We start from the raw sequence: 26411 nt of genomic DNA on the forward strand, positions 1-26411 counted from the left end.
CGGTGAATGAAACGCTGTTTTTTACCTCAATGCCGTAAGTATAGTCAATCTCTGTTTACAAAATCGCCAGAACAGGTTCATTCACTTCAGGATTTACCCTTCTTTGACCTCAGCTTACGAGGACAGTTTCCCTTGCAGGCCAAAATGTCTGGCCCCGTTCCGCCATCTGCAATAATTCGTCACACGGTGTAAACCGTGGACCATATTGCGAAGCCAGACGTTGCAGGATAGCAACCACTTCACCCGCGCCGAGCATATCCATGTAACGGAACGGGCCGCCAAGGAACGGCGGGAAACCAATGCCAAATACCGCGCCGATGTCGCCATCGCGCGCGCTCTTGATCACCTGTTCACCAAAGCAGCGCGCCGCTTCATTGAGCATCATCATCACGCAGCGTTCAGCGCACTGAACGGCGGACAGTTTTCCCTGACCGGTGGTCGAAATAAGCCCATAAACCGAAGGGTCGACCTGTTTCTTGCTTTTACGCCCTTTCGCGCCGTAAAGATAGAAACCGCGTTCATTTTTTCTGCCTTTGCGATCGTCCTTCAAAATTGCAGAAACAATGTTTGCAGGCGGGCTAAAACGATCGCCATAAGCCGCCTCCAGTACAGGTATAATTTTAGTGCCGGTGTCTATTCCCACCTCATCCAAAAGTTGGATTGGGCCAACGGGGAAACCAAACTTTACCAGCGCCTCGTCGACATGTTCGATCTTCTCGCCTTCCGTCAGCAGCCGCATGGCTTCATTAATGTAGGGCGCCAGAATGCGGTTGACGTAGAAGCCGGCTTTATCTGCAACCACGATCGGCGTTTTACCCTGCTTCTTCGCCAGCTTGACTACCGTGGCGATAGTTTGCGGACTGGTGGTTGCGTGTGGAATAACTTCCACCAGCGGCATTTTTTCCACCGGACTAAAGAAGTGCAGCCCGATCACCTGCTCCGGACGCGTGGCTTTCGCCGCGATATCGCCAATCGGTAATGACGACGTATTGGAGGCAAAAATGGTATGCGCGGCGCAATGCTGTTCAACGTCTGCCACCATCTGCTGCTTAAGCGCAAGATCCTCAAACACGGCTTCAATCACCAGATCGCGGTGCGCAAAACCGCTGTAATCCGTTGTGCCGGAGATCATCGCCAGGGTTTTATCACGCTCGCTTGCCTTGATATGGCGGCGCTTGACCTTTTGATCAAGGTTCTGCCAGCTGTACTGCAGCGCGTGGTTGATCCCCTTAGGATTGATGTCTTTGATGCGTACAGGCAATTTGCCCTTGCTGGCGGTAACAAAAGCGATACCGCCGCCCATGAGTCCTCCACCCAGTACGCCAATGGCACGCAGCGGCGCAGGCGATGCCTCGCTGCCCGGGTCTTTTTTCACGTCCGTGCTGGCGAAGAAGATGCTGCGCAGCGCCTGTGACTGCGGCGTCATCGCCAGTTCGCCAAAGGCTTTGGCCTCCGCGGCATAGCCGCTACTGCTGCCCTGCGACAGCCCGGTTTCGATCACGTCGAGGATCCGCTTTGCCGCCGGATAATTGCCTTTGGTCTTTTGTTCGGTCTTTTTGCCCACCATGTTGAACAGGAGCGTTCTGCCCAGCGGGCCGGCCAGCACGCGCTCGCGTACCGGCAGAGGACGTCTTGCCTGACGCCCTTTCAGCGCCAGCTCAACGGCGGCCTCCAGCAAAATGGACTGCGGCACGACGTCATCGACCAGACCGGCCTTCAGCGCCTGACGGGCGCGCAGCTGTTTACCGGTTAAGATCATCTCCAGAGCCGTGCTGACGCCCACCAGGCGCGGCAGTCGTTGCGTTCCGCCGGAGCCTGGCAGCAAGCCCAGCTGCACTTCCGGCAGACCCAGAATGGTTTTCGGATCGTCGGTACATATACGGCTGTGGCACGCCAGCGCAAGCTCCAGCCCACCGCCCAGACAGGCACCGTGGATCGCGGCGATAACCGGGATCGGCAGGCCGTTTATCTCCGCCATGACCTGCTGGCCCTGACGCGCCAGCTCTTCGGCTTCCAGCGCGCTTTGCGCCCGGGCGATCATGTTGATATCGGCCCCGGCGATAAAGTTATCCGGCTTGGCAGAGATAAACACCAGGCCGCGAATGGCTTTGTTCTCGCGGATCTGCTTTAGCATCGCGCGCACCTGAACACCAAATTCGGCCTTCAGGGTATTCATCTTTTCATCCGGCACATCAATAGTGATAACGGCCACGTTATCGAGGCGAACCGTCAGATTAAATGCAGATGGCATATCCATTATTCAGCCTCCAGAACCATTGCTGCGCCAAGGCCGCCCGCCGCACAGGCGGTAACAAGGCCAAACCCGCCGCCACGGCGACGGAGTTCATGTAATGTTTGCGTGATCATTCGCGCGCCGGTGGCAGCAAACGGATGACCATAAGCGATAGAGCCGCCCAGCACGTTGAATTTGCTCTGATCCACTTCACCTGTAGCATGGGCGCGGCCCAGCACATCGCGTGCGAAACGCTCGCTTGCCAGCAGCTGGACGTTGGCCAGGGTTTGCGCGGCAAATGCTTCGTGCATATCAATCAGGGTTAAATCAGCCAGCGTTAGCCCCGCACGCTCCAGCGCCAGCGGCGTGGACCACGCCGGACCTAACAACATGTCCTGCCAGACATCAATGGCGGTGAAGGCATAGCTGCGTAAATAGCCGAGGGGAGTAATGCCCAGCTCCTTCGCACGGGATTCGGTCATCAGGATCACGGCGGCGGCCCCGTCCGTCAGCGGCGTACTGTTCGCCGCCGTCACCGTGCCGTGCTTGCGGTCAAACGCCGGGCGCAGTTTGGCGTAATCCGCCAGCGTCGAGGTGCCGCGAATATTGTTATCTTCCGCGAGCGGTTCCCGGTAGGGGGGAATATAGGCAGTCATGACCTCGTCGGTCAGCTTGCCTTCCGACCAGGCTTTTGCCGCAAGCTGATGCGAGCGATGCGCCAGCGCATCCTGCTGTTCACGGGTAATGCCGTAGGTTTTCGCCATCTGCTCGGCGGTATCGCCCATGCGCAGACCGGTGGAATATTCCGCTACGGCAGGTGGCACGGGCATCAGATCGCGCAGACGTAAACGCGAGAAGAGTTTGAGTTTCTGACCCGTCGTACGGGCTTTGTTAGCATCGACCAGGATACGCGCCAGCTTTTTACTGACCCCAATCGGCAGTACCGAAGAGGAGTCCGCCCCGCCCGCGATACCCGCGCGGATAGTCCCCGCCATCAGGCTTTCGGCGACGTTCGCCACGGCCTGGAAACTGGTCGCGCAGGCGCGGCTGACGCTGTAGGCATCGGTATGCACATTCATTCCCGTGCCGAGAACAATTTCACGTGCAATATTGGGGGCTTCAGGCATCTGCACGACCTGTCCGAAGACCAGCTGTTCGATGACCTCAGGCGGGATTTCGCTGCGAGCCAGCATCTCGCCTACGACCATTTTTCCCAGATCGACGGCCGGTATACCATGAAACGCCGTTGCCTGACGCGCAAATGGCGTGCGCAATCCACTGACTATGGCAATGCGATCGCCCTGACGGGTAATAAGCGGTAATGCCTGACTCATAACACTCCCCTGTAAAAAATTTTTGCAAACTCAAAGTGGTCTGACCTGATAATAGTCTTAACCATTTTTTTACATTCAGCCAATCGGGGAAACGAAAAAGTGCGAGCTAAAACACAGAGAAGAAAAAGAAAATGCCCCTGCATGGCAGGGGCATTTGTGCGGTATGTTGCCGGGTGCGCAAGGTAAAAGCAAAACGGTAACCCGTAGGTTACCGTTTTTAATGTTTGCGCCCTCTCCCGTGGGAGAGGGTCGGGGTGAGGGCATCAGGCCGCAGAAATTAACGCAGACCCAGCTGGAAAATCAGCGTTTCTGCTTCGCAGGCGAAGACAAAGTCGATGTCCAGCTTCACGCCACCTTCCACTTCGGTAAAGGTAGACTTGATTTCACAAGGATCGGATTCAACGTCACGCGCACGCTTGCTCAGCGCAGTCAGGGTCTCTTCCGCTTCGGCACGGTTGGTGAATACGCGGCTGTAAGAGGCGGTGCAATCGGTGTTGTCCATGATGGTCCCAACATCCATACAGCAGCAAACCGGGGTTTCATCAGCACTGCATTTACTCATAGCTCAATTTCCTCTGTATTCGCGCAGCGCGCGAGATAAACACGATGCTGCTATTTTACGCCCCGGCGCGGGCTCTCTCCAGCCGTTAATGGCGCAAAATCGGATAAGTGACCAATATCACACTAAAAAATGATCTAAAACAAAAACCACCCTTTTGGGTGAGTCTCGATGGTCACAATTTTGCCAACCAGATCTCGTTTCACGAAACATGTTTGAAAATATTAATAAACAAACTTGCAACATTCCGGCTGGTCAGACCTATACTCTGGCCACTGGTCTGATTTGTCTGTCATACCTCAGACCCTACACTTCGCGCTCCTGTTACGGTATGTAACAATTATTGAATAAAAATAACTCAATGAGGTTATGGTCATGAGCCAGAAAACCCTGTTCAACAAGACTGCGCTGGCAGTCGCAGTGGCACTCGTCTCCACTTCCGCATGGTCAGCGGGCTTTCAGTTAAACGAATTTTCTTCCTCTGGCCTTGGCCGTGCATATTCCGGGGAAGGCGCTATTGCTGATGATGCAGGTAACGCGAGTCGTAACCCTGCATTGATCATGATGTTTGATCGTCCGACCTTCTCTGCCGGTGCGGTTTATATCGATCCTGATGTAAACATTTCCGGTAAGTCACCTTATACGGGTGCGAGTCTTAAAGCGGACAATATTGCCCCAACAGCATGGATCCCTAACCTGCACTTCGTTGCGCCTATCAATGAACAGTTTGGCTGGGGTGCATCCGTAACGTCTAACTACGGCCTTGCTACCGAGTTCAATAACAACTACCCGGCAGGTGAATACGGCGGTAAAACAGACCTTACCACGCTGAACCTCAACCTGAGCGGTGCGTATCGCCTGAACGATAACTGGAGTTTTGGCCTGGGCTTTGATGCCGTCTACGCCGATGCCAAAATCGAACGTTATTCCGGGGAACAGACTGCTCGCCTGCCAAAAAACAGCAATAAAATTGCCAGCCTTGAAGGTGATGAGTGGGGCTATGGCTGGAACGCCGGTATCCTGTACGAACTGGATAAAAACAACCGCTGGGGTCTGACCTATCGTTCCGAAGTGAAAATTGACTTCGACGGCGATTACAAGAGCGGCATCCTGAAGCCTGTGAACAACCTGGTTCCAGGTGCAGGTACCACCATTCCTTGGGGAACGTCAAACCAGACCGTTCCAGGTTCACTGTCGCTGCATTTGCCAGAAATGTGGGAAGTGTCCGGTTACAACCGCGTTGCACCACAATGGGCTATTCACTATAGCCTGGCCTATACCAGCTGGAGCCAGTTCCAGGAGCTTAAAGCGACCGGAACCAATGGTCAAACGCTGTTCTATAAGGACGAAAGCTTCCACGACGCCTATCGTATTGCGCTGGGTACCACCTACTACTACGATAAAAACTGGACTTTCCGCTCCGGTATCGCATTTGACGACAGCCCGGTTCCGGCAGACAAGCGTTCCATTTCGATTCCGGATCAGGACCGCTTCTGGTTAAGTGCAGGCGCGACATATGCGTTCAACGAGAATGCATCCATCGATGCGGGCGTTTCTTATATGCACGGTCAGAAAGTGACGTTCCAGGAAGGCCCTTACGAGTTTACCTCTGAAGGTAAAGCCTGGCTGTTCGGTACGAACTTCAACTACGCGTTCTAATCGTACTGGAATCAAAAAAGGTGAGCATTGCTCACCTTTTTTATTTACTGTGAATCGATATCTTTTAGTTCGTTTTCGATAGCCTTCGCGTTTGGATTCTCTTCCGGCTTCAGCTTACCGCCGTTGGCGATAAAGTCATGATTCTGGAAGTACGCTTCACGCACCATAATGTACGGGTCAGAAGACTGGCGCAGCAGACCATCAGAGTCGAGCAGTTGCGCACGGGTTTCAATCCCTTCCACCGTCCATTTACCCACAGAAAGCGGCCAGGTCAGCCACGACAGAACCGGATACAGCGTATCGACCATATCGCCGCCGTCATCACGCACGGTGAAGCTGCCATAGAACGGCAGATGAACGTAAGGGCCGTAACCAACGCCATAATGCCCCAGCGTACTACCAAAACGGTGCGGCTGTTCACGCTGCAGTTTCGGGTTCGCCATACCTGCGACATCAATAAAGCCGCCCATCCCCAGAATGGAGTTCAGGAAGAAGCGAGTAAAGTGCACCATCCCCTGATACGGATCGCCCTGCAGGAAATAGTTCACCATTACCGCAGGCTCTTCGAGGTTGCTGGTAAAGTTACTTAATCCGTTACGCGCGGGCTGTGGAACATAATCGCGCCATGCTACTGCCACCGGGCGAACCACATACGGGTCCAGCACGTTGTAGTTGAAGCTATACATTGAGCGGTTAAATCCTTCGAGAGGATCGGAGCGTCCCGTTTGCTCACCGGAGCTGGCGCAGCCCACAAGCATCGTCGCGCCCAGCGCAAGCGCCGACAGCCGAAGTTTCATAAATATCTCCCTGTTCAGTATGGCTATCGTTGATTGCCATCCGTAACGGAGCCGTTGACGCTCCGTCTGTAAACGTGCAAGCGATTGTAACAGCACGTTTACCGATGTCTATGAGCACAATTACGGGCAGTAACCACCGTGACTCTGATCTCAGCATAGCCTGGCTTTTGGAATTCGTTTCGCTGGCAATTTTATAATGTCTTTTGAAAGAGATGTATCACCTTTGTTGCCATTGCCGCCAATTTAAGAGCATCCCCACAGGCATTCCGATAAAAGCCGCTACGCTTAACAAAAAGATCAACCTCCGGGAGCAAATATGAAAGACGTGGGCGAAGAAAAAATTGGCGAGAACAGTGAGGAACTTGAAATTGAAAGCGAGGAGAAAGCGCGGGGCGAGAAGATAGAAATTGATGAAGATCGCCTCCCCTCCCGCGCGATGGCCATCCACGAACATATCCGCCAGGACGGTGAAAAGGAGATGGAGCGCGACGCGATGGCCCTCTTCTGGTCAGCCATCGCTGCCGGACTCTCAATGGGCGCATCTCTGCTTGCGAAAGGGATATTTCATGTGCAGCTGGAGGGTGTACCCGGCGGATTTTTACTGGAGAACCTCGGCTATACCTTCGGCTTTATTATTGTCATTATGGCCCGCCAGCAGCTGTTTACCGAAAACACGGTGACCGCCGTTCTGCCTGTAATGCAAAACCCCACCCTCGGCAATTTCGGTTTATTGATGCGTCTGTGGAGCGTCGTCCTGCTGGGTAATATCATCGGCACGGGCATCGCGGCCTGGGCGTTTGAATACATGCCGATCTTTGATGAACCCACCCGGGACGCGTTTGTGAAAATTGGTATGGATGTGATGAAAAACACCCCGGTGGAGATGTTCTCGAATGCCATCATCTCCGGCTGGATCATCGCCACAATGGTCTGGATGTTTCCTTCAGCGGGGAGCGCCAAAATTGTGGTGATCATACTGATGACCTGGCTGATTGCGCTGGCTGATACCACGCATATCGTGGTCGGTACCGTTGAAATCCTCTATCTGGTCTTCAACGGTACACTTCACTGGAGCGATTTTTTCTGGCCGTTCGCCCTTCCGACGCTGGCAGGAAACATCTGCGGCGGAACGTTTATCTTCGCGCTGTTAAGCCATGCTCAAATCCGTAACGATATGTCGAACAAACGCAAAGCCGAGCTTAAGGCACGTGAAAATGATGATAAATCGACAAAAAAACCGACCTGAATGGTGACTCTTTGAGCAGTCAGGCGGCGATGCGCTTAACGCACAGTGTAAATAAGGCTATACTCGTGCCGCCTCGTCCCCTTAGTTAAATGGATATAACGAGCCCCTCCTAAGGGCTAGTTGCAGGTTCGATTCCTGCAGGGGACACTTTGACTTCCACGCGTTGTTGAACACATTCGCCTGTCCACCGCAGAATTCACTGCGAAGAAGAATCCCGTTTTATTTGAGCGTAACGCGTTGCCAGCTGTTTAAGACGCAACTCCAGCTGGGTCTTTTCGGCTTCAGGAAGCACACCTCCTGTTGGATGCTGTGACAGGCGTCTGAGTTGTTCTTCAGCCGGTATTGTTTGGTTAAATGACTGTATAGTCGAAAAAACCACCGATTTAAGCTCACTCACCGTGATATATTTTCCTTTTTGCTCATCCAGACTACTCAGCCGATGGCTCAGTTGCTGAAGCTTCATCATTCCCTGATACCAGCTGTTCATGGCATCAACAGGCAACGCTGCCGCGCTAAATTTTTGCTGCCACTGCACGGCGAGCGGCTTTGCTTCCTCCGGCCGCAATGTCTGGAGTTGCGCTAACAGCTGAAGGCTGTAGGAAATATTCCAGTCAGGAGGCAATTTATCCAGTCGGGCAAGCTGCTGCTGCGTTTCTGCAATAAACGTGGACGGTAAAGTCCCTCGCTGTGCTAACGCGTCTTGCTGAGCAGGTGTAAGCGCTTCAGGTAACGGTGCCAGCGAGGCAATAGCCTGAGCCGTTAAGGGATCGGGTCTGGACAGAAAGCCCCCTCCCCACGCCACGGCGACGCTGACCACCAGCATAGAACACATCCCGGCGACAAAGGGTTTCCATGGTCTGACAGCCCCATGCGCTGTCGCACGATCCTCTGCATTCGGCTGATTTTCCGGCTGCACAACATAAACCCATTTCACTTCGTCACTCGGTTCTGCCCTCTCCAGAGGTAATTCGCGACCGGGCATTATGCTCGCATTCAAATCTGATGCGTCATTACTGTTTTCCAGCCGTTCGGCATTTGAACGTATCAACGTTCGTAACGTATCGAACTGGCTAAGGTGTTTGAGCTCAAGGCGCTGGAGCACCGCACTCAGGCGGGTAAGCAACGCTTCAGCGCTATACAACTCACTAAGACGGTTGTTGTTGAATGGAAGCATACGCATGCACTGCTGCAGGCGCTGGCTCAGGCTGCTCAGGATTTCCATACGAGCGTGTAGCGTCTTCGGCCAGAAAACGTCCCACTGGTGGCTAATCAGGGCCTCCAGAATCGCCAGCCCTTCGTTCATGCCAGCCAGTCCAGACAGATGAGTCCGGGCAAGGGTGTACCAGGCCGCAGTCTGCAACTCCAAGCCGTTTTGTTCAAACAGAGAGAGACAGAGTCTTTCGACATATTGCCAGTTCACATCCGGGCGAGCAGGATGCGTCAGCTTGCTGAGCTCATCGCGGAGGGCGGTGTAATCTGGCAGCGTACGCGGGTCGCCGCCGGTTTTTAACGTTATATGTGTGGTCATCCTGGAGGGCCTGCATATCCGTGTGGATAATTTCGTCAGTTGATGTGAGGGGCTATTTTGCGTTTAAAAATGCAATGACTCATAAATATCGCTATGGCAGCAGCGCTATAATCAGACCGAAAAACACACCTTCATCCCATAGTTGTCCTGACCGGGATGAGGTATCAGGGGGAGTAAAGAACCAACCTTTTTCGTTCCCCACCCGCATGAACAGGCGTCCTTGAGAAATCACCTTGTCCCCGGAGCAGAAAGTTATCTCGACACAACCTGCGACGCCCAGCCCATACAGAAAGATCGGCATAAATTTGACCGCCCGGCTGTCATAGCGCAAAACGATACCTGAAATCTCAAAAACCCCGCCCTCCACTAGCAGATCCGGAACGGATACGGTCAGTGGCTCCACTTTCAGTCCCGTATCCGTCAGCCACGCGTCCATTTGATCCTGAAGCTGGGCCATTCGCTGGCGAAACTCTGCAATATCAGCCTGACTCTTGCTGATGGCAGGAACAGGTGCAGGTTGGTGTGCCTGCAACTTCTCCAGGAACTGTGATTTTACGGACATGATGTTATTGGACCTTATATGCGGGTTGTTGTGTCGAGATACTGTTGTTGCCTGAGATGCCGCAACAGAACCCGTCCTTCGGGCATAAATTCAGTCCCGTAGCGCACCAGGCCAATCCCTTTAAGTTCAGCATCAATGGCATAGCGCAGTTCACCGGGGACGTTCTGTTCCAGCAGGACAACGGTTATTTTTTTCAGGCGGGGTTCATATTTGAGCAGGACTGCAGACAATGTGCCCATAAGCTCATGGGCCGTTCCCGGCATGCCCTGCAGGATTTTGGTCATATCCGGCAGGCCGTAGTCAGGCAGATGCGCCAGCGTGCCTGCACGACAGTTGAGGATACGTTGCATGTTATCGAGTACGGACAAAATGACCTGGTTCTGCTCGCTGACCTGATGCAGGTCGAGGCCGCCGGTGAAGTTGCCATAAAGTGTTTCATACAGTGAAGGACGGGATGACTCACTCATCTTTCAGCGCCTGCAGGGTCAGCCGGTTGTTCCCCGCCTCAATCACGCGGGCTTTATCCGGATCGAGGTCGTCACGACTCAGCACCACCCGCCAGGTGTTGTTCTCCTGATCTGGTGACATAAACATCCCGGCCACTGCCACGTACTGCGCATCTTTTTCCATTGGCATATCAACCGTTACCGCCCCCCCCGGCTGCAGCCTTATATCTTTCTCCGCCACGAGGTCTGCCTTGACGGCCTGGCTGTCGTCTTTAAACAATGACGGGTAGTCCGTGCTGTCAAAGGTTTTGCGGTCTTTAAGCTGATAAATACGCACCACCGTCGACAGAGCGACACCTCCAGCATTGCTGTTCATGGCTTCACGGGCACGAATATCGAGATGCAGGATCTTCACCTGCTTATAAAAAATCGATTTAGTCACGGCGACAGTGCCGTCCGTAACACTCTGAGTAAGTCCACAGCCAGCCAGCATCAGCGTAATGCCTACAGCCAGCGTAACCAGAGGAAATTTACCAGCGGTAATCGCCATCTTCATCAGTCTCCCTGCGGTGAATGTTTTCCTGTACGCGCTCGTAGCGGCCAAGATTGATGGTTATTGTTTTTGGGTGTGATGTTGTCTTAGCCGCATTCAGCGGTCGCATCACGGCAGTGCGGCCCAGTTGCACTGCACCCGCTTTGGGTTGAGTGCTCATTGTCGCGTCCGGCAGCAGTCTACGGTCGACACACAACTGGAGGCGGACATCCAGGCGAGAGCCAAGATAGACGTGCCATAGCGCCATTAGATCCGTGTAAAGCACCCCGCCGGGCAACCAACCCGGTACTTCCACAGGGTCTGTGGTGGTCAGACGCATCAGCACCTGGCTGTTCACATCGGTGGCATAACTGCCCATCACCGGGCGACGCGTCAGTGTGACAGGCTGGCTAACGCTCATTTTCAAAGGTTTCTTCAGCGGTACCCGACGTCTGTCGTGGTGCCAGATTTTCGCCTGCGTATTGGGTGCCAGAAGACGCACCAGTGAAGCCATGCCTTCCGCAGTACGTCCTGGCAACAACATCACCGGCAGCAGCGCCAGAAAGCGTGAGGCAGGCGCCGCTATACTTTCTGTGCAGCCGTCAATCCCAAGCCCAGCCAAACCCAGCAGATACTGTGAAGTTTTGTCCTTACCGCCTTCTTCAAACGTTGCCGGATACGAATATTTACGCCAGATACGGTAGTACTGAGCAATCAGCCGGTGGTTGAAGATATCGAGGAAGTCCGCGTTAGCTTCGTACCCTTCCCGTCGCTGAGCGATGTCATCGATATAGTGCGTCGGCAGCGGAGACTCAACGCCGTAAAGCCCCATAAAGGTGGTACGGATTGTGGGTGGAAGGTGCGGATGTTCCGGTAGCTCTGCCCCTTTGATTTCAGAGGCCGGGAACCCCATCCCCGAATGGGGTCGGAAGCGAACCGGCTCATGTCGCACCTGCCAGGTGCTGCCGGTGACCGGTTTATCCTGCTGGCTCTGCTCCAGTAGCTGACAGAAACGGTAAAAATTCATGTACGGCAGCCGGTCGCCCAGTTGCGCTATCAGCCTGGCAGACGCGGACTGTGATTCTCTTTCCACCGGATGCATTTTCCTTCTGGCTGAACAATGAGGGTAAGCTGGTTGAACTGGTTCATATCGGCATACAGCGCAAAGAATCGGTTGAGCATTTCACCGAACAGGTAAATATCACCCTCACCGGTGAAGCCGTTGCTGTCGAGGGTTACTTCGATATCCAGCCCCCGCAGCAGGTAGCCCTGTTCAAAGCGTTGAAGGCGATGGTGCTCAACATGCTGAATCGCCTCCAGACGCCGGGTATTCATTTCATCTTCCTGCCAGTTATACAGGGCAAGCGTGCCGCGCAGCACTTCGGCGGTACTCATCATGTTCAGGAAACCGGATCCCAGGTGGCTCAGAACCCGCCAGTGGAAGCGGTCTTCAGAAGGCGGATAGACTGGCAGCGTTGGTTTGCAGAGGTTACGTACTGAAAGTTGCGTACTCACCACCTGCTCACAGCGGTCAAGCAGTGTGCTCTGTAATGCCCGGCGTGGTAACTGACCGTTGGTGCCGGTGATTTGCAGCGACACGGCCTCACGCTCAAACAGGCGGTCATCTTCCCACTGGTGCCCGCCAAGGATAAGCCAGGTGTCATAGAGCCCGGTCACGCTGCGCTTAACGCGGGTGTGGTAATAACGGGGGGGAGCATAACGGCGCATCATCCCGCCCTTGTGCCTGAAGCTGCTAAACGGAACATACTCCGCGTCATTGGTGCGGTTTGAGCCAGTGACTGAATCCACCGAATAAATCTCGGTATGTCCGTCCTGCAGACGTTTTGGACGCAGCAGGTATTCGTTTTCAAGCCCGGTGATGGTGAGCGGGTCAGCCTCCAGCGTAAACAGGTTAATCACCGGCACGCAGTGGAGGCGAACCGCATCATCAGTGACCGGTAGGTCAGATGACCATGGCGTACTGAACACCACTTCAACATCAAAATACTCAGCCCCCGCTGGCGGCGTGATGCCCTCAAGGCCGTTAAGGTGGACAAACATAAACTTGTCGCGGAAGGTGAAATACTCCAGCAGAAGCTGGTAGCCGCTGAACGCGGTATCGCCTTTCGGCCACAGGCAGTCTTCGTCACGAAAGCCGCCCGGTGAGAAATATCCGTCAAGCCGGATACGGTCAGTTTGACCAGGCAGGCGCATATAGAGTGCGGCCTGCCGTTTGGTCAGCATAAGGTGTAGCTGGCTGCTGACCGGTGCATCCGCCCCTAGATAGAGGCTCAGGTCACTGAGGTCCGCATGGGACCAGTCCGCCTGTGTGCTGCAGGCAAAGCGCATTCGCAGTAACGAGCGCCCGTCCGGCTCAGTGGTCATGGTCACCCGAGAGATATTCAGCGGGTTGAGCATCACATCGCGAGTTGTGCGGTAACGGCAGACCGTGTTTTTCGGCCCCACCGGGCGGGAGTACACTTCCAGCCCCGCGGGCATCACCTCTGCCATCTTAACGGTCTGAAGCGCAGGCGTGAACGCGACCACCGAGAGTGACGGAATGGTCCGCAGGTAATGTGGCCAGAGCATACTGACCAGTCCTTCAGTCAGCTCCGGCAGGTCGTCGTCAATCTTTTCGCGAAGCCGCCCCATAGAGAAAGCAAAGCCTTCAAACAGGCGCTCTACATACGGATCGGGTGTGCCGGCTTTATCCAGGTCCAGCATGGCTGCCCGGTCCGGATGGGTCTGGGCAAATTCTTTAGCCGCTTCACGGAGGTAGCGCATTTCCGCGTCGTAATAACGCAGTGTCAAATCTTCCATTTATTTCTGTTCCTGTGCATTTAACCGCAAAGCACGGCGGCACGGGCAGGATCGACGGCGATCAGCCCAGCAAGTAACTGGTCCATTATCGGCGTAAGTCGTGCCTTATCAGCCTCACTGCGGCCGGCTTTCAGGCGCAGGAGTTTCAGATGACGGGCCTGAACCTCAAACAGCAGCTCAGGCTCCCAGTCACTGAGGGTCACTGTACGGGCACGCTCACCCAGTTCGGCAAACAGGTGCACCGCCAGGTCATTTTTACCGTACTGCTCAGCAATGCGCCCCATCAGCAGACGTAACAGCCACTTCTGACGATCGGTGGTCACACCCGGGCGCTTCTGTAGCCAGGCCAGCGCAGTATCAGGGCCCTCACTGTCCGCCAGCACCACGGCTTCTGGCTCCAGCGCCAGAATGTCATCATTGCCAGCAGACATCGGTGTGGATGGGGTGTCATTGCCCCACCCGCCAGTTGTGTCCATCACGCTTTGCTGGATCCAGTTCAGCGTTACTTCATCCGCAAATGGCGTTCCGTCACTGAACGTGAGCGTTTCCAGACCGGACAGGCGGGTCAGCAGCCCTTTCAGGTCAGCGGCAATAATGCCAGCCAGAGTGTCCTGACCTGATTTCGTCAGGGCCTGGTGGATGTACCACTGCAAATCCAGCCAAAGATGATTAGCACCGCGAGAAAAAGTGCTATCTGCCGTTTCAAGCATCTCTACCCAGTTCTGCTGCAGATAGAGACGTTTAAGTAACGCGCGCTGGTCTGCTCTTGGCGGTTCGATGCGGGTACGGCCCTGCGCATCCGGGGCCGGAATTGCCCGCAGGGTATCGTGACGCAGGCTCTTCATCATATGGTGTGCTGACAGCCAGCCGTCCGGCTGTTCACGCAGATATTCGGCGAGCGCGCGGGCCTGTGCCAGCAAATCCTGACCGGAGGTGATACGTCCGATGACCGGGGCATCGTAGTGGCTAGCAGTCGCAGGGGTTTCGCAGGCACTGGCGTTCTGCGGCACAACCGCATCCACACCACCCGCTTTCTGCAAGCGGCTTTCAAGTGCACCATACAGCGTATTGAGTTCCGGTCGGATTTCATCCGGCTCATTTTCCATCAGTTGCTCTATCAACAGCAGTGCCCCGGTGGTACGTATCGCATCGTTCCTGACCACTTCGGGGTACAGGGAAAGAGAATCAGTCATTCGCGATCCCGCAAGCCATTCCAGTGCCGCCTTACGGCTGCGCTCACGCTGTGGATGCAGTTGTGTACCAAAGCGCTCCAGCAAGCCGCACAGCAGTTCAAGTCCTTCAGCGAGCCCCTGCTCACCTTCGCCGTGCAGCTTTGCCCAGCAGTAGTAGGTGGCCACACGGATATCTTTGGCGGTCGTGGTCAGAAGCTTCTCTGCAAGCTGGCAGATAAGTTCGGTATCTGCACCTGAGAGTTTGTTGACCTCCTCACGCATCTGCTGAAAGTCATCGTCATAACCCGGGTCGTCACCCTGAGGTGATGGACCGGACAGCGGCTGCAGCCAGCTATCCCAGAGCCTAACCCGCTCACGGCTGGCCGCAAGGAGCGGTTCCTGCTCAGTCTGGCAGGCGCGGAGTAAAGCGTTGAGCGTGCTCATCAATATACGTCCTCTGTATCATTGCTTGCGCTGGCGACCTGGTCTGATGCTGCCACGCCTGTCGTGCTGAAGATGGTCTCTGGCAGGCGGAAATTACGCAGCTTCAGCAGCGCCAGCGGGCCCTCTCCCGCTTCGGTACGCAGGGTGTAATTGAGTTTGCGACCGTCCTGTGCCATCCAGCTCAGGCTGTAGCTGCTACCCACGCCCGGATAAGCACTGATGGCGGCTTTGTCGAGCAGTCGGATCCAGCCCCAGGCGCCGGGAATATCCGCATACTGACGGGTGCCTGCCTGGGTGCTTATCCAGCTCAGGTTCGCACCAGGAGCCTCAGTATCCGCAGGCCAGGTGAAGCGCTTCCAGGCTGGCATCTGGTTAACGTATATCAGCTTCTGGCTGTCGATAATCATGGTGGTCTGCATCACGCCATCGGCAGTACCTGGACGTAGTTCGAAGTTCATCCCGGCATTGCCTTCGGTGAAGGCCACATCCGAGATATGACTCAGGGTGTTAATGGCATTGAGGAACTCTGGGTTAAAGGCCAGCCCCTGCGAGTTGATGCTGTCCGGCACCCAGTGGTTTCCTTCTTTGTGCAGCACGCCTTTGAGACGGGTCTGCAGGAACTGAGCGATACGCCCGGAATCCGCGTTGAGGTATTTGGCCAGCAGCGGCAACGAGACATCACTGCTTGAGTTGTTAAACGGATAGCGGCTACCAAAGGCACTGTTCCACTCAGCCACTACCGCCTGCTGCCACTGGGCATTGAGGCTGTCGGCCGCAGGGGTCAGCACCTGCTGCCAGGCCTGCTCCATTGGATTCACAAACACCGTTCGGCCAAAGCCGCTCCACTCCTGCCCCAGACCGGCGGCAGTAAGGCTGCCGTAGTCGCGGGTTTCGGTCAGGTCCACAGCTTTACCCTGAAATACGGTCTGGGCAATGGTCTGGGTCATCGCCTGCGGGTCGGCGGCATTGGTCACCTGCTGCAGACGCAGACGTACCTGCGTCACGCGGGTCAGATATGACTGCAGGCTCAGTTCCTGTGCTCCCGTGCGATTTTTGTCCATCAGCGCCAGTACCGGACCAAAGGTTGCATCCAGTGGACCGTGAACGCCGGTACTCTGGTCAATGGCATCCTTATTGTCACCGCCCAGCAGATTTTTGGCTGATTTCACCAGTGAATCTGATATCGCTTCGCCTGTCTGTCCGGTACGCCCCTGAACATTCAGAGTGTTCATCAGCGCCACCAGAGGCGACTGACGCACGTCGGCCATCAGGGTCAACTGGTCAATGGAGTCCGACATCGTGGTGGCCTGGTTCCAGCGCAGGCTGTTGAGGAATTCCAGCCAGGCGCCGCCAAAATCGGCAAAATAACGCTCCGTCAGGCGATTTTTAAGTGCTTCCGGGGAGATTTCATCCCGCTTATTGACCGGACGTTTGCTGTCCGTCAACACCCAGTCGAGCTCGTCCCGGCGCGCCTTCACCACCTTCTCTATGGCAGGCTGGACGGCCTGCTCCCAGGCCTGACGGGTAAACATGCCTGGCACGATCTCAGTGGTGCTGAACAGGCGGGCAGCATCGGTATCGCCGGTCATGTCTTCGAGACGCATATCGACATACAGATGCGCCACCTGTGATAGCATTTTCTGGTACAGGGTCGATTCGCTATTACGCACGCCCATCAGGCGAACCAGCAGGGAACGCGCCTGGCTGACCATGTTTTCATCAGCTCGCAGTTTCCACTCAGGATGTGTGACCAGTTGTGCACCATAAAACGACAGCAGCGACGGGGCCACGCCTAGCCAGATACCGTCCTTCACACCGTCACGCTTCGGCCAGTCCCGCAACAGCGCAGAGCTGAACCAGGCGGCATCCATATGCTCAGGACGCGACAGCATCAGGTAAAGTTTCAGCTGGTCATAGGTCGCTTTTGCCCTCTGCTCGCGCAGAGGGCTATCCGGAGGCAGCGCGTTAAAGACACTGACCTGCTTCTGCAGATGGTCTGCAGCCACATTCCGTAACAGCGGCAACGCGCTGTCCTGATAGCGTGGCCAGAGTGCGGCCAGCAGGGCGTTATTTTGGCTCAGCCCGGCCTTTTCGTACCACGGCACACCATGCTCAGAACGGTACTGCAGACGGGCCAGCGTTTTCTGAAGTTCAGACAGCGCGTGCAGACGCTGCTCCAGGGGCTGATTCTGTCGAGCGGCAAGTTCGGCCCGAGCATTCGCACCGTCTATCTGGATGCGGTTGGTGACATACGCGATGCTCATCCACATAGCCCAGCTCACCATCGTGAGCGCAGCAGCAGATGCCATTACCTTGCGCCATGGAATACCGGGCTTGCGAGGACGCAGCCCGGCAGGAAGCGTCCGGACTGATTCAGGCAGAACATCCCAGCGCTTATCCATGCCCCAGTGGTGCGGCACGGCACGTTCGGCACCGGCAGAGGGCTGACTGAACACCACACCGACCAGCGGCAGCGGGCGGTACGGGTTGAGCATTACCGACAGCGGTGCGGTCACACTCTCCGGCTCACGAATCAGCTGGTCGGCAAGCGTCAGCAGGAAGTTATGTTTCACTTCACCGCAGGTCTGCTGCAGACCCTGTGATATCAAATCTGGCGTCAGGGCGGAGAGTTGTTCTGCCAGCCCTTCGGTACGACAACCGGCAGGCAACAGACAGCCGGTCGCCTGCGTAATGCGCCCTTCCGGCTTACCGGCGCGCGGGTGCAGGGACCAGACGTAGAGAGGAAGTTTCCAGCCAAGCGTTTCCATACGCGCGCTGATGGCGTGAGACAGGGAATCCATGGTGCTTTCAGACGGAACCGGTAGCGGCTGTTCCAGACCAGGTGCTGAGAGCTGGTCAAAGGCCGAGGTGACCCACACCAGACCATCCACCGGACGGCGGCGCAGTTTACGCAGCGCGGTCAGCCAGGCACTGTCGGCTGGAGTATTGAGGTCACCGCCCCATAGTAACAGCGTGCCGCGATCTTCCTGCCAGAGCTGAGCTGTAAGACCGGGGGTCAGTTGTTCCACCTCAGAGACGGTACCAGTGAGCAGCAGGATGCGTGTTTTACGTCCCCAGCGCCGACCGTAGAGGTTACGCATGGCGTCACGGATTGTGTCGACGGTGACGTTACGGGGGGCAGTCTGCTCAACACGCCCCTCATCGACGGGCAGAACATTTTTGCGTTTTGCCTGAAAGCGATGCCAGCCCTGTTTAATGGCAAGCGTAATGGTTTTGCCATGGCGCAACAGCATCAATAAAATCAGGGCACCGGCAATGACTAATCCTTTATGTAACGGAGTATGCAGCCCCATTTGATCGCCAAAGTGCCAGATACCCCAGGCAATTCCGCCTGCTAAAAGCGCTGAGAAGCCCAGCCTTCCCCAGCCTCCGCGCCATGCTGAATCACCCGTGATCATCGTTTCGGCTCCCTGTTTGCACTGTATTAATAAATTTCTGCTCACCATCTGTAGAAAGCATCAGACAGTCTGCTTTTTGTATGTTCACGATATCGCTGGCGACTGCTGCCATTATCCATGGAGAAAAGGGGCCGCTGAGCCCGGCATATTTTTCCAGCCAGTGGAGTTGTTCAGGTTTCCAGTGACCGCCATAATCCTGTGTCGCTGCGAGCAAATCAGAAAATGCCTTACCCCATTCCACTCTGTCGCCGACAATACTGGCGGTGGCACAGGCCTGAGTTTGTGTTGAGAAAAATGTATCCAGCGATTTTTCTGAAATCGCCATATCAAAAGCCATTGGCCGCAAAAGACGGGCATTAAGCGAAAGATTATATTTTGTAGCGACATCATCGGAGGTCAACAACAGGGTTGCGAGTGCATCACTGTACGCGTCCCGTCCCCGTGTCTGGTGAATAAGGATTAAATCCACTTCCAGCGTTGGTGATTTAATTCGCTCATCCAGTGAGAGGAAGGTCTTTGAAGTAAGAATCGTCAACTGTGGAACAGGGAGATCCAGAATAGCTGCCTGCCAAGCCTGCGTAAAAGCATCCTGAAATACCTGTATGTCATCGTGGAAATCTGTCAGTAGCGTGACAGCGGGTACCAAATCTAAAGGCAACTTTGCCAGCACAGGACTTAACCCGGTCAACAGAACTGAAAAATGTGTCTCATGATCTTGCAGACAAATTCGTCGGGTCAGAGATGTGCTCTGCTCCAGCGTGGGCGGGGCTGCAATAAAATTTTGCGGTGTCAGATTTGCAGGGAGCATTACACCGCTGTGTAACACTGCGATATTGCGTCCAGACCACGCCATCCACTGTTGTTGCGCAAACTCTGCCTCGTTGGTTTCAAATTCGTGTCTGTCAAAAGCATTGTTATAGATCCAGCCACGTAGACACAAAAAGAAAAACCAGACAACTGCAGGGCCTGAGGTGACAGCCCAAAGATTAAATGTTTGAAGTGGCCCTGCCAGTTTATTGGCATGCAGGACAAACAGCAGTACACAACCGACCAGCGCGAAAACCCCCAACATCATCCACAGGATGAATGAAGGTTCTTCAGGCTTAGTCGATATTATTGATTTCTGACGCTCCCAGCTCATTACTTATCCTATTACACAATCCGGTGCACTGGAGATCACCTGACAACCGCACTCACAGTGGCAACCATCCACAACCACGGCTTTACCGTCAGAGATCCATTCAGGCGATCCTTCAATAATGGCATTAATGCCATGCCCCACTATTGGGCAACTGACCTTATCACCCACGAGGGCAACAATTTTTCCATTTACTACCATTGTTGATGAGGCAGAAATAACCTGGCCGCCATGCGTGGTTTTATCACCAATCAATACAAAGCCTTTAGACATAAGAGACCTATTAAATAATTTTAATGCAATGCATGCATCTCACCCAATAAATCAAAGCCAAATAACGCGCATCCATATCCGATAGCACATTTATTTTACAAGTTCCCAAGTTTCCCCTTCCGGTTTCTTATACCATTTTTCTTCTCTCTTATTTACGCTTGGAATGTATCCTGGATTAACAAAATTATAGACAAGCTTTTTGCAAATGCTGTAATCAACATACTGCTTATAGTCGGTTATAACTGGTTTCAAGCCTGTCATTTTTTCATGCTCTGCAATATAGGCAGACAGCATTTCATCATGCAATTCATTAGTATAATACTTTGATTGCCAACATTGATTTATAAAGGCCCCAACATTAAATGTTAAGGGGTGTATTATATACCCAGTATCATCGCTACTTGATGGAGGGTTATACCCATTCGCATACATCGGAGGAAGACAAGATGTGAGCCCGAACACAATCAATAGAGCGTAAAATGCCTTAAATATATTACATTTCATATTTCACCTTATTTTAGAACAACATGATCAAACCTCGTGCAAGCCAAGATAAATAGCATTGGCAACTATGGATTAACTGCATGGGCACTCAGCAGGCAGAGTTCGTAATAATGGGGTTATTTTAGTGAGTGATCACCAAGACCCATAAGGATATTTTTTCCCATTTATAAATTTCATTATACCCTCGCTATATTTATATCCATTAGGAAAGTTCGTTTCACCTTTGCACATGTCAAGGTCTTTACCTGAAACAGTCGTTATTTTTGTATCATTCAATGAGATGTCCGAATGGCCATATTGTCTTAGCCAGACTCGTACTTTCCCCTCCGGGGCCAACCCTATCAGCATCGTCTGTCGGTATGCATTTTTCCCAGGTTCTAAGACATCAGGGTAAGGGCTAATCATTTTAGCCCATGTATCATGCGTAAAAATAAAGTTGACTGATATGTTTTTTATCGATAATTGAATCCCAGCAGAATATCATTATCTGTGTCAACCTGTTGGCTTTATTAAATTGTGTATTGCCCGCAGAGTTACGTTCACTCCATTTACCTACACTGCTCCCTTGTGGCTGATCGATAGTCCGATACGTCAATGCATAACCATCAACATCCAACAGTTTTAACAATGTAACATGTGCTGGTAAATCTTTAGGGGTAGTAAAAGCGAAATACCATTTATCCCATGGTGTTTTTAGACTTTTAGGTTGTTCACTGGCACAGGCGTTAGCAAAACCCACAAGAAATAAAACCGGAGTTATTCTGCTAATTGTTTTCATGATTTTCCTCCCTGCACGCCCCAGGCTACACGAATACAATATATTGAAAAACTAAATATTATTGTGCATTTACCAGTTCCCATAAGGATACTTTTTATCTTTAATAAAATCAGGGGTTTCTCCATAGTAAATATATCCATCAGGATGCCCTGTAACCCCTTTGCACATATCAAGGTCTTTACCTGAAACAGTCGTTATTTTGATATCATTTAATGGGATATCCGAATGGCCATATTGCCTTAACCAAACCCGTACTTTTCCTTCCGGCGCTAATCCTATTAAAATCGTTTGCCGATATGCACTTTTCCCAGGTTCTAAAACATCAGGATAAGGAGCGATCATTTTATCCCATGCATTTTGGGAGAAAAATAGAGTTGATTGATATGTTTTTTTATCAATAATTGAGTCCCAGCAAAACATCATTATTTGCGGCAACCTGTCGGCTTTATTAAACTGCGTACTCCCCGCTGAATTCCGCTCGCTCCATTTTCCGACACTGATGCCACGCGGCTGATCAATAGTCCGATATGTAGACGCATACCCATCAACATCCAACAACTTCAATAGCGTAACCTGTGCCGGTAAAGCTTTTGGAGTAGTAAAAGCAAAGAACCACTTGTCCCAGGGAGTTTTGAGACTGTTAGTTTTCTCACTGGCACAGGCACTGGCAGAATTCGCAAGTAATAAAAGCGAAATAATTCTGGCGATAATTTTCATGATTTTCTTCCTTGCATATTCCAGACAGCACGAATCCAACCGGGGTTAGGACGATTGATAAAACAAAGTAAATCAGACGATTTGACTGCCCCATAAATAGTTTTCACTTTATCTCCATCCAGCCAGACCTCTTTAACAACTACAGGGTTCCAGTGAGCGGAGCAGTGAATATATTTGCCAATCAACTTTAATTCCGGTGAGATAAAAGGCGTCGGTACACCACCACCTCTTACAGTCTTTCCCTGGTCAATTGCTTTTTGACACAACGGCTCAAGCTCAGGAGGAAGTTTCATATCTGGTGATAAAGGGTCGTAAGCCTCAAAAATCCCTCCAGCTTCTTGAGCCGCATCCAGCATCACCCGTAAACTAACTTTGCTCCAGTCATTAGTAACTACCCTCTCAATAGTAACTGCCGCCCCAACACGCTTTTGTGTGATGCCGCCGCGTTTTTTATCCTCGTTAACAAGATAGTCGTACCAGGTTTCTGTCTTTACTTCACCACTTGGAATGATCGCACTTAATGCTGGCAGGCTCTCTAAGTCAGGTATTTCAGCCGCTGAAAGCCGGTAGATATCAGTCACTTCAGAAGGAATACTTTCACTGACAGTTTCATTTTGGGGCTGGGTCAGAAAAAGATATTCCTTTTCCTTCGGATTATAGCCACCGCCGATATCGGAATGTGCTCCCGGCAGAGCCAGTTCCGGCCACGATTCCTTAATGCTGTTAAGGCTAAAGTTGTAGCGGCACTCATGCATTGCCGTGATCTGAAAGACTTTCTGTGCAATATCTGGAGGCAGATCCAGCTCAACGCCGGGGTTCACACCACTATGAACATCAAAGAGATTACTTACTGTACCTACTGCGCACACGGTATCAAATAACCCCAGAAAGCGGGTCTCACCTGCAGGTTTCCCATGCTGATTTCGACCACCAAGCCCTTTCGTTATGGCCTGCTGTATGGCTTTATCATTGTTTCTTACACGATTAACAAAGTGGCGAGCCGCCGCCGCACCGCGACTAAAACCAAAAACATCAAACTGGATTTTCTCAATTGCAAAATTTTGCCCTTGGTTAAGAACCAGGAATTTCGAAATTTGTTCAGCAATAAGACCAACACCTTCATCAGATTTATCAACGACGCCATAAAACCAACCGCCTGTCCCCATACTTATCGAGCTATCGCTATTACCTTTATCGGTACCGATTCCCTGTACATAGACTGCTCGTTGATAAACTGTTTGTCCCTCAATCACTTCGTCATTTGTGGCGTAAAGTGTATTAAGCCAGTGGATGTTAGAATAATAGCCAATATAACTCCCCGCATTATCAAGATTTTTCCCTAGTTTTTTGGCGCAGGCTTCAGCGTCTTCTGGCTTCATTCCAACGTCAAGATGAGAACAGGACTCCAGGATGCGATTCTGGGTATTAAACGCATTATTCCCTGTACCATCAAAAAACATCCCGATCGTGATAGTTATCCCCGGAACGGGTTTTCGTTTGCAGACAACTATTTTCTCGGAAATATTAACATCAGTGAAATGATCGCACTCACTGGCTTCCCATGCATGGTAATCACTCATGCTTCTTCACTCCCTGTAGCTGAATTGCCGGTTCCAATGATCTCAATTTTTAATTTACCGGGCATTGAGGTAAAAACTGGCAGTGTTTTGCCATTAGCATCTGAAATTCCATGGAATACCTGCCCGTCAGCTGTCGTTACTTTATATTCAGTCTGAGGGATGATTTTCCCTTCTTCGTCAGCCAGAGAGTAAACTCCACCATACCCTTTTGGAAATTCAGGAGCAGGTGTGTTCAGCGAGGCTGCTCCCATTTTCTGAACATTGGCACATTTCAGTAAGATATTCCCTGGGCAACCTAACTCAATATTTCCGCCACTTAACTTGATATAGGCCCCACCACAGTTAACTACCAGTTCTGTTGCTGCTGTAATTTCAATTTTGCCTTCGGCACTCGTTACCGTAACGTCTTTCTTGGCGATAGCGTCCAGTGCATCATCCTGCGCCTGGATTTCGACTTTGCCCTTCGCCGCAAACAGCTTCATACCCGCCTGACGGGCCAGCATACTGATAGCTTCACCTGCCGCCACCGTGAAGCGCTTCATCGCACTGATATCTGCATTGTTTTGCGCGACGATCCCCACGCTGGCACTTCCCGAGGAAACCCGTACACCTTCCGGGCTGCTGATGCTAACTCCTTGCGGTGCATTCAATACCATTCCCGGCTGTGCCAGTTCCGTCAGTGCATCCGTCAGCATTTTCTGACTCTGTATATCCGCCGGATACGCCTGAGCGCTTTCTGCCGCACCTGAAAGGCTTCTGGCAATACTTAACGCATTTTCAAGCTGCGCTACAGCCTCTTTCATGGAAAGCATTTTGTCACTGGCAGATGGTTGTTTGTCCGCACTAATAAATACACCAGCTCCGCCACGAACGGCCACCCATTTATCGGTGCGTAACTCAGCACCTTCGCCACGAAGAATGCGGGAAGCATCTACATTGTGGCCTAAGTTGAGTTGGGTCTTTCCACCATACTCTGTACTGAGCTTGACATGCTCTTCGCCGCGCTTGTCCTCCATCCGCAGCTTGTTCAGGCCAGCTGTGCGGATAACATTGCGCGTGCTGTTGGCCTCAGTGACGTGGTCGACGTGTCGGGAGTCGTGAAGGGCATGGGCTATATACGGCCTGTCCGGGTCACCTTCGTGGAAAGCAATGGCGACTTCAGTACCATGGATCAGCGGGAAGTGGAATCCGTATTTGTCCCCACCATAAGGCTTGGCAAAGCGCACCGGCATGCTTTCCATACCCTGCTTTTTATCATCAAGGTCGGCATCAAACTTCACCCGGTACATGCCGGATGCATCCTGCCAGGCGTAGATGTCGTTATCTTTGGCACTGGTCACACGCGCCATCAGAGTGCCGCTGACCACCGGACGCTTTTTCGCGGCTGGACGCCAGCATCTGTTCTCGTAGTACGGCATCGCTACCCATGTCACTTTCAAGGCATTCTTACGGCTGCCGTAGTAGCCAGTGCGGATAATAACAACACCATTCTCCGTTTCACGGGGGAGTGTCGGCGAGATAGCGGTTTCGGTAATGGTAAGAACCTGCGCCGGGCCCAGGGTATGGTCCGTACTGCTGCCAGTCACTGTAGTCTGGGCGGACAAAAAACGTTCATGCTCCAGACGAGCCCAGAAGTTACCGGTTTCGGTTGCAGGGGTAATTTTGTCACCCCGTTCGAGATGACGCGGACGATAGTGATACACATCACCATAAGTGATACCGTCACCGTCGCCCCGGGTCATGTCTGCCGGGACGGACGTCAGAATATTCTGCGCTTCACGATGGTTATAGTCGCTGGCGGTGACCGAACGTTCCACCACGTTGTGCCAGACCTGGATATCCCACACCGAGTCAACGGCATTGTCATTGGTGCCTGAAGGGCTGTTAAGTGGCAGTTTTTTATCGAATGTCCAGGCGCTCTGCTTATCCGCAAAGTGCACCACTTCAGTCTGGGTATCCGGTTGCAGGGTGAAGAAGTAAAAAATCCCCACCTCAGCCAGCAGACGTTCGATAAACGCGAGGTCACTTTCCTGGTACTGATTTATCTGTTCCCGTTTTGGGTAGGTTTGTTTAAGCTTGAATTCATATTCCCACCTCTTCAAACCATGCTCGCCAAGAATTTGCTCTACCACTTCCGGCACTGATTTGTTGACGAAGAAACGGTGAGTACGAAACTGCTTATCCAGTAAGGATATAAAAGGTTCCAGAATAATTTCATACGTAACCTGATCGCGTGAACCGGCCAAGCGTCGGAAATTTGTCACCACACCATGAACAATTTTACCGACAACAGAATCTAATAATTTCCCCACCCCCATGCTCAGCGTAGCGGTTTTACTTAACATCATTTCAGCCGTAAGATCCGGATGTGAACTGGTAAAACGAATGGTGTAATGATAGAGAGCACTCATTTGTTCTAAACCATCAAAACGTTCCACATCCAATGGATAAGGGCAGGAAGGAATATCCAGTTTATAGCGATTAAGGATACCCTCTGTCATTTTAAATATATTTTCCATTTCTATAATTCCTGTCCTGGGTTAGAATGATATTAAATAGAACCAAACTCAACAAATATGATGAATACTATCTATAATGTTCCCATTCATCATAAATGTATTTCAAGGCGAATTTATAAAGTCCATAACCTATGAGAAAGGCTACTATACT

At 52.5% G+C, this 26411-nt stretch carries 22 protein-coding genes and 1 tRNA gene; 3 read left to right on the forward strand and 20 right to left on the reverse strand.

Translation table 11 applies throughout. The features are described 5' to 3' along the window. Positions 1–109 precede the first annotated feature (109 nt). The 3 genes from fadJ to AC4IC4_RS16345 all read right to left on the reverse strand — a co-directional run bounded on the left by fadJ (position 110) and on the right by AC4IC4_RS16345 (position 4129). Positions 110–2257, reverse strand: coding sequence for a fatty acid oxidation complex subunit alpha FadJ (fadJ, locus tag AC4IC4_RS16335; protein WP_491471514.1), 2148 nt, complete (start codon positions 2255–2257; stop codon positions 110–112). Beyond that, the gene (fadI, locus tag AC4IC4_RS16340) at positions 2257–3567 is read right to left on the reverse strand and encodes an acetyl-CoA C-acyltransferase FadI (RefSeq protein ID WP_032666638.1); all 1311 of its coding nucleotides are present in this window, start codon (positions 3565–3567) and stop codon (positions 2257–2259) included. The genes fadJ and fadI overlap by 1 nt, the downstream gene beginning before the upstream one ends. Positions 3568–3844: 277 nt before the next feature. After that, positions 3845–4129: a YfcZ/YiiS family protein gene (locus AC4IC4_RS16345; RefSeq protein ID WP_024907659.1), complete on the reverse strand. Its 285-nt coding sequence runs from the start codon at positions 4127–4129 to the stop codon at positions 3845–3847. 372 nt (positions 4130–4501) lie between these two features. Here AC4IC4_RS16345 and fadL point away from each other — a divergent pair, with 372 nt between their 5' ends. Beyond that, positions 4502–5785, forward strand: coding sequence for a long-chain fatty acid transporter FadL (fadL, locus tag AC4IC4_RS16350; RefSeq protein WP_024907658.1), 1284 nt, complete (start codon positions 4502–4504; stop codon positions 5783–5785). A 44-nt stretch (positions 5786–5829) separates the two neighbouring features. On the opposite strand, the gene mlaA is transcribed toward fadL, so the two are convergent. Continuing rightward, positions 5830–6582, reverse strand: a complete 753-nt coding sequence (gene mlaA, locus AC4IC4_RS16355; RefSeq protein ID WP_024907657.1) for a phospholipid-binding lipoprotein MlaA — start codon at positions 6580–6582, stop codon at positions 5830–5832. A gap of 316 nt (positions 6583–6898) precedes the next feature. Between mlaA and AC4IC4_RS16360 the strand changes: the two genes are divergently transcribed. Continuing rightward, a complete protein-coding gene (locus AC4IC4_RS16360; protein WP_048992644.1) occupies positions 6899–7828 on the forward strand; it encodes a formate/nitrite transporter family protein in 930 nt (309 codons plus the stop codon). A 75-nt stretch (positions 7829–7903) separates the two neighbouring features. Continuing rightward, positions 7904–7975 (forward strand) — tRNA-Arg (locus AC4IC4_RS16365). A gap of 49 nt (positions 7976–8024) precedes the next feature. Here AC4IC4_RS16365 and AC4IC4_RS16370 read toward each other — a convergent pair. The 16 genes from AC4IC4_RS16370 to AC4IC4_RS16445 form a co-directional block, all read right to left on the reverse strand. Beyond that, complete coding sequence (locus AC4IC4_RS16370) at positions 8025–9356, reverse strand: VasL domain-containing protein (protein WP_491471515.1); 1332 nt, start codon at positions 9354–9356, stop codon at positions 8025–8027. Between the two features lie 91 nt (positions 9357–9447). Next, a complete protein-coding gene (locus tag AC4IC4_RS16375) occupies positions 9448–9918 on the reverse strand; it encodes a hypothetical protein (RefSeq protein ID WP_491471516.1) in 471 nt (156 codons plus the stop codon). 14 nt (positions 9919–9932) lie between these two features. Continuing rightward, positions 9933–10385, reverse strand: a complete 453-nt coding sequence (gene tssE, locus AC4IC4_RS16380) for a type VI secretion system baseplate subunit TssE (RefSeq protein WP_491471517.1) — start codon at positions 10383–10385, stop codon at positions 9933–9935. Continuing rightward, the gene (gene tssJ / locus AC4IC4_RS16385; RefSeq protein ID WP_491471518.1) at positions 10378–10914 is read right to left on the reverse strand and encodes a type VI secretion system lipoprotein TssJ; all 537 of its coding nucleotides are present in this window, start codon (positions 10912–10914) and stop codon (positions 10378–10380) included. Before tssJ ends, tssE begins: the two co-directional genes overlap by 8 nt. Continuing rightward, positions 10895–11998, reverse strand: a complete 1104-nt coding sequence (tssG, locus tag AC4IC4_RS16390) for a type VI secretion system baseplate subunit TssG (RefSeq protein ID WP_491471519.1) — start codon at positions 11996–11998, stop codon at positions 10895–10897. The genes tssJ and tssG overlap by 20 nt, the downstream gene beginning before the upstream one ends. Further along, complete coding sequence (gene tssF, locus AC4IC4_RS16395; protein ID WP_491471520.1) at positions 11953–13716, reverse strand: type VI secretion system baseplate subunit TssF; 1764 nt, start codon at positions 13714–13716, stop codon at positions 11953–11955. The genes tssG and tssF overlap by 46 nt, the downstream gene beginning before the upstream one ends. A gap of 20 nt (positions 13717–13736) precedes the next feature. Then, entirely contained in the window at positions 13737–15332 is a 1596-nt protein-coding gene (tssA, locus tag AC4IC4_RS16400) for a type VI secretion system protein TssA (protein ID WP_491471521.1), read from the reverse strand. Further along, the gene (locus AC4IC4_RS16405) at positions 15332–18751 is read right to left on the reverse strand and encodes an ImcF-related family protein (protein ID WP_491471522.1); all 3420 of its coding nucleotides are present in this window, start codon (positions 18749–18751) and stop codon (positions 15332–15334) included. Before AC4IC4_RS16405 ends, tssA begins: the two co-directional genes overlap by 1 nt. Then, the gene (locus AC4IC4_RS16410; protein WP_491471523.1) at positions 18738–19892 is read right to left on the reverse strand and encodes a hypothetical protein; all 1155 of its coding nucleotides are present in this window, start codon (positions 19890–19892) and stop codon (positions 18738–18740) included. The genes AC4IC4_RS16405 and AC4IC4_RS16410 overlap by 14 nt, the downstream gene beginning before the upstream one ends. 3 nt (positions 19893–19895) lie before the next feature. Continuing rightward, positions 19896–20162 carry a PAAR domain-containing protein gene (locus AC4IC4_RS16415; protein WP_491471524.1) on the reverse strand — a complete coding sequence of 89 codons (267 nt, stop codon included), beginning with the start codon at positions 20160–20162 and terminating at the stop codon, positions 19896–19898. A 90-nt stretch (positions 20163–20252) separates the two neighbouring features. After that, on the reverse strand, positions 20253–20666 hold the full coding sequence (locus AC4IC4_RS16420; protein ID WP_491471525.1) for a hypothetical protein: 414 nt from the start codon (positions 20664–20666) through the stop codon (positions 20253–20255). Between the two features lie 132 nt (positions 20667–20798). Further along, complete coding sequence (locus AC4IC4_RS16425) at positions 20799–21071, reverse strand: DUF2931 family protein (protein WP_275042136.1); 273 nt, start codon at positions 21069–21071, stop codon at positions 20799–20801. A 13-nt stretch (positions 21072–21084) separates the two neighbouring features. Further along, on the reverse strand, positions 21085–21444 hold the full coding sequence (locus AC4IC4_RS16430) for a DUF2931 family protein (protein WP_275042135.1): 360 nt from the start codon (positions 21442–21444) through the stop codon (positions 21085–21087). A gap of 69 nt (positions 21445–21513) precedes the next feature. Next, the gene (locus AC4IC4_RS16435; protein ID WP_048990081.1) at positions 21514–22161 is read right to left on the reverse strand and encodes a DUF2931 family protein; all 648 of its coding nucleotides are present in this window, start codon (positions 22159–22161) and stop codon (positions 21514–21516) included. Continuing rightward, on the reverse strand, positions 22158–23741 hold the full coding sequence (locus tag AC4IC4_RS16440; RefSeq protein ID WP_491471526.1) for a T6SS phospholipase effector Tle1-like catalytic domain-containing protein: 1584 nt from the start codon (positions 23739–23741) through the stop codon (positions 22158–22160). Before AC4IC4_RS16440 ends, AC4IC4_RS16435 begins: the two co-directional genes overlap by 4 nt. After that, entirely contained in the window at positions 23738–26260 is a 2523-nt protein-coding gene (locus AC4IC4_RS16445) for a DUF2345 domain-containing protein (RefSeq protein ID WP_491471527.1), read from the reverse strand. The genes AC4IC4_RS16440 and AC4IC4_RS16445 overlap by 4 nt, the downstream gene beginning before the upstream one ends. Between the last annotated feature and the right edge of the window lie 151 nt (positions 26261–26411).

It is taken from the genome of Enterobacter sp. Taxon_2 (genome assembly GCF_058355295.1).